The following is a 13185-nucleotide window of genomic DNA, read 5'->3' on the forward strand; positions in this document are numbered from 1 at the left end:
TTTAAATGGCATATAGCGTAAATACGTCCAATCGAATATCTGGTCTTGCCTCGGGTATGGATACAGAAACAATGGTGAAAGATCTAATGGCTGCTGAGCGTTTGCCGCTTGATAAGCTTGAACAAGACAAAACATGGATGGAATGGCAACGTGATTCTTTTCGCGATGTAAATAAGTCATTTTTTGATTTAGATAGTAAAGTGTTAGATATGAAGCTAGAGAGAACCTATAATTCAAAAACAACAACATCATCTCAATCTGGGGCTGTAACTGCAGTAGCAACTGCTAGTGCTTCTAGTGGTTCGTATAATATTGAGGTGGATGAGCTTGCAACATCAGCAATTAATGTGAGTCAGAATGGTATTTCTGGTGAAGAAAAAATTAATCCTAATGGTAAGCTAAGTGAGCAAACATTTGCTGATCCTAATTTTTCTACTTCCGGTAGTTTTACTATATCTTATTTCGATGAAGAAGGAGAAGAAGTACCAGTATCGATCTCTTATGGACCAGACGATTCTCTTAACAGTATCTTAAAAAAGATTGGCACGGAAACTGGAAATGAAATTAGAGCTTCTTATGATATCCAAAGTGATCGAGTTTTCTTAGAACGAACAAAATCAGGGGATTTTAATACATCCGAAGCAGCGGATAAGTATTACGGTGCTGAAATCGTTTTTGGTGAGCCAGATGGCTCGTCAAGTTTTTTGGAAACGCTAGGCCTTCAGATGACAGATGACAATGATAGTACTGTTTTAGCTGAATCTGGCGGTACAGATGCTGCATTTAAATATAACGGCATTGAACTTACATCCAAAACAAACTCCTATACCTTAAATGATATATCGTTTCAATTTAATAGTAAAACGAATGGAACGCCAGCTTATGTCTCAGTGACTAATGATGTTGATGCTTCTTTTGATAAGATAATGGATTTTGTCAATAAATACAATGAAACAATTGAAAAGGTAAATGCCTCATTAACCGAAGAACGTTTTAGAGACTTTAAACCCCTAACACAAGCACAGAAAGATGAAATGTCTGAAGATGAGATCGAGAAATGGGAAGAAAAAGCGAGAAGTGGGACTTTAAAAGGTGAGAGCATCCTATCTAGTGGCTTAAATAGCATGAGACAAGGATGGTATGGAACGGTTGAAAACGATGGGAATTTCACGCACTTATCACAGATTGGAATAACAACCTCCTCGAATTATTTAGAGCGTGGGAAGCTAGAAGTTAATGAAGATGAACTTAAGAAAGCGTTACAGGACGATCCAGGATCTGTACATAAGCTTTTTTCAAACAATGTCGAGGGCTCTGGCCGTGGAATTATCAATCGACTAGAAGATTCAATGAATGCAACAATGAAAAACATTGAATCACGTGCAGGTAAAACTACTTCCACACTGCAGCAATACACGATTGGTAGAAATCTAGATAATATAGACGATCGTATTAGTGCATTCGAAGATCGTTTAAGACGTACAGAGGATCGCTACTGGCGTCAATTTACTGAGATGGAAAAAGCTATCCAACAGATGAATAACCAGTCTAATTATCTGATGCAACAATTTAGTTTTTAATCAAGAATGCTTCATAGTTAATGCCACCAAATATATTTTGGTGGCATTTTTCTTAATTGTAATATAAGGGCTTAGCAGCTGCATTAAAAATTGCCCACTCACACCAATTGTTCTAATTTTCACATCTATGCCTCTTGTTTTCTACAACTATTTTCCTAAGGTGGGTTAGGAGTATTTTACTTAAATTTACAATCTAGCATTTTGCTATTTATCCTCCACAAATCCTACCGATATAAGGGGTATATTCATTTTAATAGAACTCATTCTAGAAATCTTAGAAGCAAATGCAGGAGGAACAGTCTAGTGCTAGCAACCTTATTCAAAAAGAAAAAAGAAGTCATTATTCCAGAAGATAAATGGAGAGAGCAGTTTTCTATTATTAAAAATACTTGGCACGCGGAAGTGTCGTTTACTACTTACATGTTTAAGGACCATAATCAGTTAAAGTCTGAATTTCCAAGGACTGCAGCTAAACACGAGTTGCACATTGCCGTGTTACCGTGGAGTGCCGAGGGTGTTGATATTGTGGCTATAACCAAACATGAGAATTATTTAGAACATCCGTTAAATTGTCGATTTGAAGAACTTGAAGAAAAGGATTTTGAGGCGATGGGGCTATTTCCAAAAACAACTCAACATTGTAAAAATTGTGAGGAATTCACTACATTTATTGATGTGGATGGGAATTGCAAAGATTGTATATGACAAAATAGCGACTGCACACTGCTTCTCATAAGAGTAGTGTGCTTTTATTTTCACTCGATAATTCATCTGCAATTTTTAAAAAACTTCTAATTGTAGTGTAAAATAGATTAAATGCATTATACCAACAGAAGAATTTCTACAAAGGAGTGTCACTATTGGAGAAAATTAAACAACTCTCTATACCTAGTAATGCTAGAATAATCGTTACATCAGATATCCATGGAGAGATTGACCTTTTAAAAAGTTTGTTAAAAAAAGTTAATTTTAATGAACATGATCATCTAATCATCAATGGTGATCTTTGTGAGAAAGGATCGAATAGTAAGGAAGTAATTCGTTATGTTATGGAACTGACTAAATCCAATCCACAAGTACACGTAACGGAAGGAAATTGTGAAGCATTAATAGAGGAACTCATGAATGAAAATCCCAAATTGATCAACTACTTATGTGCTAGAAAGCACTCGGTTTTTAACGAATGGCTTGCAGAGCAAAACTATACGGTACATGAAGATGCGTCTATCCAACAGGTGAAAGAGATCATAATCTCGAACTATGCTGAGGAAATTAAATGGTTAACAGCATTACCAACAGCTATAGAGTTGGATCAATACATAGTCGTCCATGCGGGCTTAGAAAAATTAAACAACTGGCAAGAGACGGAGCGTGAAACTGCACTTACGATACCTTCATTTTTAGAAAAAGAACATCTTTCCGACAAATATGTCATCGTTGGGCATTGGCCTGTCGTCAATTACGCTGTCGATCTTCCTTGTCACAATCCAATCATCGATCACAAGAAAAAAGTCATAAGTATAGATGGCGGGAATGTCATAAAGTCAGATGGCCAACTAAATGCGTTTATCATAGAGCGTTTAGAAGGGGAAGATCGCTTTACGCATACCTATGTCGATTACTTACCAATTCGTAAAGTAAGAGAGGACTTCATGGCAGATCCAGAAATGGTTGGAACAATCTCTTACCCTAATTTTGAGGTCACTCCAATGGAAAAGCGACAACACTTTACCTTATGTAAATATGAAAATTACAATCATATAATCTATGTTAAAAATGAATACCTTTATAAAAATGATGCGGGCATAGATATGGTCAGTGGAGGTATATCCTGTTCACAATTAAGTGTTAATAAGGGAGATACGGTGTCTGTTTTTGATGCTACTTGTAGTGGCTATACCTTGGTGAAAAAAGATGGCGTTGTTGGATGGATAGCCAGTGACATATTGGAGTAAAGTTGTTTTGAAAACGATGAAGTAATGAACTCTCTAAATCTATGAGTTCATTACTTTTATAAGTTTAGGTGTGGTTTTTCGTTCCTTGCTACAAAGCCGGTTAAAAATGATTCAGAAAGTGCTCCGCTTGCTTAGAGGAGCACTTTCTTCATTCTTTTAAAAGTCTTTTTACGTCCTCAACCCATAATCCTTAATCTTAGCATCTACTTCCACATGAATGTTTATATTCGGATACACTTCGTTCTGCCAATCCATGCTTTTCCACTTTTCGTAGGCTAATTTATTTCGAACATACCTACCTAAACCAAGTGAATCTACCTTATTGGTTTGAAGGGTCTTAATGATTTCTATTGATTTTTTTTCGATGTTTTCTTCTATTTTCTTCTCTAAGTATAGTTGATCCTCCGCTTTTCCTAAGTCCATGTTGCCGTTGTACTCTAATGCGGAGCCTACTATATTCACCGTAAGCGTAACGTCTATTTCTTCTTGTTTGTTTACCTTCACCTGTATGTCTCTGCTATTTTTTAACGCACTATACATAAATTGGACGGGGCTTTCTTTGCCCTTTTCCTCAAAACTTAAATTAATCGCACCTGCACTAAAATCTCCATTTAAGAAGAAAAAATAACGAGACATATCTGGTTCTAATTTGGTGATATATTTGTCATTCTGGAACAAGGCAATGCCGTCAATTTTCACTTCATTATCTGCATAGGTAATCATCGGTGCTGCAGGATCTTTACCATCGTCAGCTACATCACGTTGAAACTGAAATAAAAGCGCTTCAGGAATGGAGTTCATCTTTGTTTCTTTTTCTATTAGCTTATCAATGTATGTGCTGGGTCTTGGTTTTTCTGCGAATTCAGGTTTCATCACGTCATGTGCTAAGCCATTTGCAATCACAATCTTTACTTGTCTTCCAAAGATAGGGTCTCTTTCGAAAGTATCCAAGTTTTCATTTAAACCATTTTTCGCAAGGTCTAGTCCGAATAATATAACTTTTATCTTACCACTTACAATCGTTCGATTTGTTTTTCTTGATAAATTTAACATAGCCTCCTTATCACTCTTTGCATTGGTGAATATCAATTCCCGTTTGGCTTCGGCCGCTGGATCAATTTGTGGAATCGACGCGGTTACTAACAAGTGTCTGTTCTTTTCATAGTCTTCTTTATTAACTAAATCAAGTCCCATTAGATTGATAAAAGCAATCTCTTCAATGATTCGTTTATCCGTACAGCCTGTAATAAGTGTAACGAAGAAAATAACAGCTACTATCTTAACAAATACATGCATGTTAGATCGTTCCTTTTTTGTTTTTTATTTTTCCTACGAATAATACGAGTAATACTAAAAGTGGAAGTCCGAAAGCTACACTAATCTCTAGAATGGTAAGTTTGTATATCCACGCTTCAATAGCTCTTATGATATCTACCTTTAACGTTGCGAGGGTTGCCACGACCATAAGAAATATTAATAACCACTTCGTTTTAATCATTGGCAACACACGACTGGATACTTCTAATGCTGACCAAAAGTAAATGGTAGTTGTAACTATAATGTTACTCAGAAAGAATGGAAAAACTAAGGCATCAATTCTCTCAATAAAATTAAATTCGATAAATTCGAATAATACGAGTGTTGGATATAACGTTTCTAAGAGTTGGCCGAAACTATAAAAACCAAAACACATGATACACGTGTATATATAGATCAGCAACGTCAATGAATGACCGAAAAAAACTCCAGTAAAATTTTTTCGCTTTGTATCTAAATAGGGGAGAAACAGTAGTATAAGTTCGTATCCAAGAAAAGAACTGTATAAATTAATAGACCCCTCGATTAGATTTTCAGAACTCCCTTTAAAGATGAATGTCGTAAAATTGATCGCGTCCCATACTGGTATGAGCCAAAAGCCTAAAAACACAATCCAAATAACAAAGAAAAAAAGTAATGTTGTCACTTTTGATATATTGTATATCCCTTTCATTACAAGCAGAAATGTTAAAATTAAGATGATAATGATAAATGGATAGGCATTGGTTGTTTGAAAGTTGTTGATTTGTAATATTTGAACGTAATATCGAGCAAGTATAACGCCTAGAAAGCTCCATTGGGCAATTAAAAATAAATAGATAGGGAACAGGAGGAATTTAGGGATTACTTTTTCTAAGCTTTCAAAGATGGATTGCCCTTTGCTCCATTTAAATACAAGATAGATAAGTAAAATGTTTATGGCTGCAATGAAGTAGTGGCCTAGTAAGGCAATCCATCCGTTTGTTCCATATGTTTCTGCAACTAAACGTGGCATCGTAAATAAACCTATGCCAACTTGATTCATATACAGTATTATTCCAAGGTGGAACGGGTGAATTTTCTCTTTCAAGCCAACACCTCCTCCTATTTTTGACGTTTATCCGGCTCCGGAGAGATTGATTGTGTAGGTCGATACTTTTTCATGCCATGTGGTGGGCGTATAAAGTATAACAACAAGTCCTTAGGATGCATTGGTGCAACTGGATTCACATATGGTGTTCCAAGGTTGGTTAGACTTCCGAGATGGATAATTAATAAGACCAAGCCAACAACTAAGCCAAAGTTTCCAAATGCCCCTGCCAAAATAATTAACATAAACCGTGCGATCCGTAGTGTGGCACTTAATATATAATTTGGTATAACAAATGATGAGATTGCAGAAATCGCTACTACAATAATTAGGGTATTACTTACTAATCCCGCATCAACAGCTGCTTGTCCAATAACGATACCCCCAACAATACCGATCGTTTGGCCGATTTTAGTCGGTAATCTTACCCCTGCTTCCCTTAATAACTCTAAGGCTATTTCTAGAATTAATGCCTCCACTAAAGGTGGAAATGGTACTCTGTCCCGAGACTCTGCTAGCGACATTAAAATCGTTTGTGGAATAATTTCATAGCTATACGTTGTAGCAGAAACGTATAAGGCAGTAAAACATAAGGTAACGATAAAAGCGACATAGCGCATCCATTTGACTAATGTCCCTACAATCCAACGTTGGTTGTTATCATCCGGAGATTCAAAGAACTCAAAGAAGTTTGTAGGTGTAGTAAATGCATTTGGACTGTGATCCGTTAGTCCTGCGATTTTTCCAGAGGCCAATTTATTTACTACCACATCTGGACGTTCTGTTGTGAAAAATTGAGGGAATACGGAGTGTGGACTATTATCAATTAATTGTACAAACATACTACTATCCGCAACGATATCTGTTTTTACATTAGAGATCCTGTTCTCTAATTCTTTTAACAAATCAGGATTGACGATGTCTTCAATATATAAAAGAAAAACAGAGGTATTGGACAGGTCTCCTATTGCAAATTTCTTCACTTTTAATTTTGGTGTGTTGAGCCTTCTTCTAATTAAAGATATATTTGTATTCATAGACTCAACAAATGAATCATGTGCACCAGTGATTATACTTTCTGTTTCTGACTGTGAGATCGACCTTTCTTTTGGACCAAAAGCATTCACAATATAGGTTTCTTTTTTATCAAAAATAGCTACATAACCTTTTAATATAGCTTGTACAGTATCATCACTTGTTTTCACTTTTTGATATTGTTTTCTTTCCATTAATGAATGAAATTCTTCTGATCGAATCGAAGTTAAAGGTTCCACTATATCCCGATTAAACATATTTGGCTCAATTAAATGGCCGAAAAATAAAATAGTGATGCCAATTTGATCGAAGGATTGTTCAACTAAATCATCACAGTTACTAAATTCCTGTTTAATTGCTTCAAGTGTAGGCTTTTGTTTTTGCTTATGTATAGTTGATTCACGCTGGCTATTCTCTTGCTTATCTTTAAGTAAAAAGCGAAAAAAACTCAAATCATATACCTCCATCCAGACGTGACTTAAATATAAGTTTTACAATAACCTACATAACTATTCATCGTGGGACAGAGGGACAGGCACTGCATCTAAATTTTATGGTCACCCTAAAAATTGACATGATTCCTTAACAAATGACATGATTTATCCGATATAAAAAGTAACATACATAGATGTGTGTCTATCTGACTTTAGAATTTTCATTTTATAGATATATGCAATATTAAAAGGAGTGTCCTAACCAATGTCATACCAACAGTATCAGACATACAAGAATAATTCTGTGAACACTGCGTCACCTGGAGAATTAACGTTAATGCTATACAATGGTTGTCTCAAGTTTATCAAACAAGCAAAACGTGATATCGAAGCAAAGAATTATGAACAGAAAAATACTAACATCCAAAAAGCACAAAAGATCATCCAAGAGTTAATGATAACGATGGACCAAAACGCACCGATTGCACAAGAAATCATGCCATTATATGACTTCATTAATCGCCAATTGATGGATGCGAACTTAAAAAATGATGTTGCTTTTCTTGATGAAGCGGAAGGATTAGTGACTGAATTCCGTGACACATGGAAAGAGGTTATTAAGCTATCTCGTCAAAAACAATATGGACAAGGTGCAAATTTCTAATGAGTCGAATGAAAAAACTTCATGAAGTAACGATCCGATTACATGAAGCAGTCGCAAAAGACAGCGAAGACCAACGCGAAGAGAAAATTGAGAAAATTAATCATTTGTTACAAGAGCGTGAAGAAATATTAAAAGAAGTGAAGCCACCCTACACGGATGCAGAAAAACAGATTGGAAGACACTTACTCCCAATCAATCAAGAAATCGATGATAAGCTTCAATCTGTATTTTTCGAAATAAAGAAAGATATGGCTACCATGAAAAAGAAGAAATCTAGCAATACGAAATATACAAACCCATACAAAAACCTATCTAACTACGACGGTATGTTTTTAGACCATAAGAAATAGGTGATTTTTTGACGGAATTAAATGAAGAACAACATTACATGTTAACGCAATACAAGGAGTTACTGTCAGGCATGCGTGAAGGCTTAAGTTACATACAAGCAAACCTAACAGAAGAAGCACCACCACAAGTGTCACAGGTGTTTCAGGATTTACTTGTAGCTTTTGAGCAAATTAACAAGGTTCACAGTCAGATGTTGATCATATTTAATGATCATCCTAAAGTTGTTGAGCTAGTAGAACAGTATAAGTCAGTAGTTGAAGATCTAACGCTTTGGTTTAAGGTTGATTCCAATCAAGCGAAGCAACAATTATTAACAGATAAAGTTCTACCTGCTTTTGATGAATGGAAAAACAATACGGACCAATTTTTAAAACCTTATATCACGCATTAAATAAAAACCCCAACTTCAGAAGTTGGGGTTTTTCGGACTTAATAATAGATAAGCATTCTTCCTTTCCAAAAAACATCACTTTTTGTCATATTATATCTTTATATCAATCGACAAAATTCTTTGTGTGTTAACTAGATGTAAAAACAGTAAAGGTTCTGACAAATTTGTGTCCGAATCGTTGACAAAGTATAAAAAATCTTTGTTTAGGCAGGAATCGGACAGGGTATTCTAGAAATATACTATACATAAGGATGAAAGGAGGACACTATATTATGAAATATAACATCCGAGGAGAGAATGTTGAGGTAACAAGTCCAATCAAGGAGTACATCGAGAAAAAAGTAGGGAAACTAGAGCGCTACTTTGATACTACGCCAACATCAGATGTGAACGTAAATATAAGTGTCTATAATGATGAACAGCAAATCGAGGTAACTATTCCAATGACAGATCTTTTACTTCGTGCAGAGGAGAATCATACAGATTTATATGCTGCCATCGACCTTGTAGTAGATAAACTAGAGCGACAAATTAGAAAATATAAAACGAAAATAAATCGTAAAGTTCGACAAAATGGTGCACCGAAACACGTATTTGCTGAAATGGAAAAAGAAGCATTTTTACAGAGGGAAGCAGAAGCTTTAGAAGATGAGGATGGTTTCGAGATTGTTCGTAATAAACGATTCGATCTTAAACCAATGGATTCTGAGGAAGCAATTCTACAAATGGATATGTTAGGGCACGCATTCTATGTATTTACAAATGCGGTCTCTGGTAATACAAACGTTGTTTATCGTCGAAAAGACGGGCGTTATGGTTTAATTGAACCAAGCTAACTCGAGTACTTAAATCAAGGTGATTCCACTACTAGTGGTATCACCTTTTTATTATTTCTGGTTCTTTTTGAAATATGTTGTGTATGCGGTAAATTTGTATATACTGCGGCGTAACAGAAAGATAAGGAGTCTGTACAACGCAAGCGGTCATGAGATCCCTTATTTCCCCATTTTAATCCAATTTTGAATCTAAGCGGTCATACAGTACGCTATTTTAACATACTGTCATCTAAATCAATGCAATTAGGCAAAATAACGGATCTGGTGGCCGCCAAAATCGTATAATCTTGGATTTTAGTTCAATAACGGATCTCATGACCGCCAAGATCACCTTAGATATTTTAGCGGATATGGGATCCCTTATTTACATATCTATCACATCGTCGCCTCCCGAAAACGATGCATTTTCCATCATGTAAAAAAATAAATTTATAAAACATGGAAAATTATGTATTGTAAACCAATCCTATAGATATAATTGAATTTCCCACTACCAATATGATGTTTTCCATTATTCGACAAAGCAAATAAGCTAAATATAGTGATTCGCGCCATTTTAATAAACATGATATAAAAGTGTTAGATATCCTCAAGAGGGGGCGTATTCTTTTGAAAAGTGATGAGTTGGGAATTGATTTGATCCATCAGAAGCTAGAACAACATGAACATACGATTACGCAGCTTTTAGCGATTATTGCAATTAATAATAAAAAAATTACGGAATTAAGCAGGAGACAGGCAAAGCTTGAGCAAATTGCTATGGATCAGACACCCTTTTATTTTTCTAACTCTTCGCATCGAGTACCTCCAATCTCCCCGAATACGTTCCAAAAAAATAAGTAGCTGGTCCCCTTGGCTACTTATTTTTTATCGTTCTTACATACTAGCACGATTTCTTGTCATTGCTAGTCCCTAGTGTTATTATTAAGAATGGTTATGTAATTACAATTATAATTAAATTTAAGTACCAAAAGTTTTCTTAACAATAGAGGAGCGTTTATTATGCGTGGATTACTAAAGAAAGTCTTTGGGGATGGTAACCAACGTCAATTGAAGGGTTTGCAAACGTACGTAGACCAAATTGAAGCGCTGGAAGCCGATATGGAAAAGCTATCAGATGAACAACTAAAGAGTAAAACAGAGGAATTTAAAAAACGTTATCAAGACGGTGAAACGCTTGATGATTTAATGGTTGAAGCATATGCGGTTGTTCGTGAAGCAGCAAAACGCGTACTTAACATGCGCCCATTCCCTGTCCAATTACAAGGTGCGGTTGCCTTGCATGAAGGTAACATTGCAGAGATGAAAACAGGGGAAGGTAAAACATTAGCTTCAACAATGCCAGCTTATTTAAATGCGTTAACTGGTAAAGGTATACATGTTATTACCGTCAACGAATACCTAGCGGATCGTGATGCGCGCGAAATGGGCAAGCTATACGAATTCCTTGGCTTAACGGTGGGCATGAATAGCAATAGCATGACAAAAGAGGAAAAAAGAGCTGCGTATTTAGCAGATATCACATATGGTACAAACAATGAATTTGGCTTTGATTACTTGCGTGACAACATGGTGTTGTACAAAGAACAAATGGTACAACGTCCATTACATTTTGCGATTATTGATGAGGTTGACTCGATTTTAATTGATGAAGCGAGAACACCATTAATTATATCTGGGTCTGCAAAGAAATCTGCGAGTCTTTATCAGCAAGCAAACTCTTTTGTTCGCATGCTGAAAAACGATGAAGATTACACATATGATGAGAAGACAAAAGGCGTACAGCTTACCGAAGAAGGTATTAATAAAGCGGAACGGTCTTTTGGCATCGAAAATTTATTTGATTTAAATAATGTAACGTTAACGCACCATATTAATCAGGCGTTAAAAGCGCATGTATCGATGCACCGTGATACAGATTATGTTGTAGAAGAGGACCAAGTAGTGATTGTTGACCAATTTACGGGTCGTCTTATGAAAGGTCGTCGTTACAGTGATGGATTGCACCAAGCAATTGAAGCGAAGGAAGGCTTGCAAATTCAAAATGAAAGCATGACCTTAGCATCGATTACGTTCCAGAACTTTTTCCGTATGTATGAAAAGCTTGCTGGTATGACTGGTACGGCGAAAACGGAAGAAGAAGAATTCCGCAATATCTATAATATGGATGTTATCGCGATTCCTACGAACCGTGAGATTGTCCGTGATGATAAGGCTGATCTCATTTATAAGACAATGGAAGGTAAATTCAAAGCCGTTGTAGATGAGATCAAACAACGTAATGAAAAGGGGCAACCGGTACTTGTTGGTACGGTTGCTGTTGAAACATCTGAATTGATTTCTACGTTATTAAAACGTGCGGGTGTGAAGCACAATGTCTTAAACGCGAAAAACCACTACCGTGAAGCAGAAATCATTGAAGATGCTGGCCAACGTGGTTCCGTAACAATCGCAACAAACATGGCTGGTCGTGGTACAGACATTAAACTTGGCGACGGTGTGAAAGAGCTTGGTGGTCTTGCGGTAGTTGGTACCGAGCGTCATGAATCACGCCGTATTGATAATCAGTTACGTGGACGTTCTGGTCGTCAAGGGGATCCGGGTGTGACGCAGTTCTACCTATCCATGGAAGATGAACTGATGCGCCGCTTCGGTTCTGACAACATGAAAGCAATGATGGATCGTCTTGGCATGGATGATTCGCAACCAATCGAAAGTAAAATGGTTTCTCGTGCAGTAGAATCAGCACAAAAACGTGTGGAAGGTAATAACTTTGATGCGCGTAAAACAATTCTTTCTTATGATGATGTTTTACGTCAACAACGTGAAATTATCTACAAGCAACGTTTTGACGTGATCGATTCTGATAACCTACGTGATATCATAGAACAAATGATTCAGACGACTGTCGAGAGTGTTGTATCTACGCATACGGCAGAAGATGATGAAGAAAAATGGAATACGCAAGCACTTATCGAGTACTTGCATGCGAACTTATTAGAGCAAGAGCATATTTCTGAAGAGGATCTAAAAGGCAAAGAGCCACAAGAAATGATCGATTTGATCACGGAGAAGATCAAAAAGAAATACGATCAAAAAGAAGAAGAAATGTCTTCCGAGCAAATGCGTGAATTTGAAAAAGTTATCCTACTTCGTACAGTGGATACGAAATGGATGGACCACATTGACCAAATGGATCAATTGCGCCAAGGTATTCACCTTCGTGCTTATGGACAAAATGATCCACTACGCGAATACCAAATGGAAGGTTTCGCGATGTTTGAGGCAATGGTAGACTCTATTAACGAAGAAGTAGCTCGTTATGTGATGAAAGCTCAAATTCGTGAAAACCTGAAACGTGAAGAAGTAGTGAAAGATGCAAAAGCTGTTTCCGGTGGAGACGGGAAGAAAGAAAAAGTAAAACGACCATTTGTGAAATCAGAAAACGTAGGTCGAAATGATCCATGTCCATGTGGTAGTGGTAAAAAATATAAACAATGTCACGGACGTTAAGGTTTTGAAGACACTTCCTCCTTGGAAGTGTCTTCCCATC

The 13185-nt window shown here is 36.5% G+C and carries 12 protein-coding genes; 9 read left to right on the forward strand and 3 right to left on the reverse strand.

Going from position 1 to position 13185, the window contains the following annotated elements; all coding sequences use genetic code 11:
* The first annotated feature begins 5 nt into the window (after positions 1–5).
* The 3 genes from NYQ66_RS16090 to NYQ66_RS16100 all read left to right on the forward strand — a co-directional run bounded on the left by NYQ66_RS16090 (position 6) and on the right by NYQ66_RS16100 (position 3535).
* Entirely contained in the window at positions 6–1580 is a 1575-nt protein-coding gene (locus tag NYQ66_RS16090) for a flagellar hook-associated protein 2 (protein ID WP_259870848.1), read from the forward strand.
* A 303-nt stretch (positions 1581–1883) separates the two neighbouring features.
* Positions 1884–2285: a hypothetical protein gene (locus tag NYQ66_RS16095; RefSeq protein WP_259870849.1), complete on the forward strand. Its 402-nt coding sequence runs from the start codon at positions 1884–1886 to the stop codon at positions 2283–2285.
* A gap of 155 nt (positions 2286–2440) precedes the next feature.
* Positions 2441–3535: a metallophosphoesterase gene (locus tag NYQ66_RS16100; protein WP_259870851.1), complete on the forward strand. Its 1095-nt coding sequence runs from the start codon at positions 2441–2443 to the stop codon at positions 3533–3535.
* Positions 3536–3703: 168 nt separating this feature from the next.
* On the opposite strand, the gene NYQ66_RS16105 is transcribed toward NYQ66_RS16100, so the two are convergent.
* From NYQ66_RS16105 to NYQ66_RS16115, 3 genes are read right to left on the reverse strand one after another with little or no spacing between them, the layout of a single operon-like run.
* The gene (locus NYQ66_RS16105) at positions 3704–4831 is read right to left on the reverse strand and encodes a Ger(x)C family spore germination protein (RefSeq protein WP_259870852.1); all 1128 of its coding nucleotides are present in this window, start codon (positions 4829–4831) and stop codon (positions 3704–3706) included.
* 1 nt (position 4832) lies between these two features.
* Positions 4833–5921 (reverse strand): spore germination protein, encoded by a 1089-nt coding sequence (locus NYQ66_RS16110; protein WP_259870856.1) that lies wholly within the window; start codon positions 5919–5921, stop codon positions 4833–4835.
* A 14-nt stretch (positions 5922–5935) separates the two neighbouring features.
* Positions 5936–7408, reverse strand: coding sequence for a spore germination protein (locus NYQ66_RS16115; protein ID WP_259870858.1), 1473 nt, complete (start codon positions 7406–7408; stop codon positions 5936–5938).
* Between the two features lie 247 nt (positions 7409–7655).
* Here NYQ66_RS16115 and fliS point away from each other — a divergent pair, with 247 nt between their 5' ends.
* The 6 genes from fliS (at position 7656) to secA (ending at position 13145) form a co-directional block, all read left to right on the forward strand.
* Positions 7656–8054: a flagellar export chaperone FliS gene (gene fliS, locus NYQ66_RS16120; RefSeq protein WP_259870862.1), complete on the forward strand. Its 399-nt coding sequence runs from the start codon at positions 7656–7658 to the stop codon at positions 8052–8054.
* Entirely contained in the window at positions 8054–8404 is a 351-nt protein-coding gene (locus NYQ66_RS16125; RefSeq protein WP_259870864.1) for a flagellar protein FliT, read from the forward strand. The genes fliS and NYQ66_RS16125 overlap by 1 nt, the downstream gene beginning before the upstream one ends.
* Positions 8405–8412: 8 nt before the next feature.
* Positions 8413–8796: a hypothetical protein gene (locus NYQ66_RS16130; RefSeq protein WP_259870866.1), complete on the forward strand. Its 384-nt coding sequence runs from the start codon at positions 8413–8415 to the stop codon at positions 8794–8796.
* A gap of 272 nt (positions 8797–9068) precedes the next feature.
* Positions 9069–9632, forward strand: a complete 564-nt coding sequence (gene hpf / locus NYQ66_RS16135; protein ID WP_259870868.1) for a ribosome hibernation-promoting factor, HPF/YfiA family — start codon at positions 9069–9071, stop codon at positions 9630–9632.
* Between the two features lie 609 nt (positions 9633–10241).
* Positions 10242–10475, forward strand: coding sequence for a hypothetical protein (locus NYQ66_RS16140; RefSeq protein ID WP_259870870.1), 234 nt, complete (start codon positions 10242–10244; stop codon positions 10473–10475).
* Between the two features lie 159 nt (positions 10476–10634).
* On the forward strand, positions 10635–13145 hold the full coding sequence (gene secA, locus NYQ66_RS16145; RefSeq protein ID WP_259870872.1) for a preprotein translocase subunit SecA: 2511 nt from the start codon (positions 10635–10637) through the stop codon (positions 13143–13145).
* The last annotated feature ends 40 nt before the right edge of the window (positions 13146–13185 follow it).

The sequence above is a fragment of the Aquibacillus koreensis genome, from assembly GCF_025154055.1.
Lineage (GTDB): Bacteria > Bacillota > Bacilli > Bacillales > Amphibacillaceae > Aquibacillus_C > Aquibacillus_C koreensis.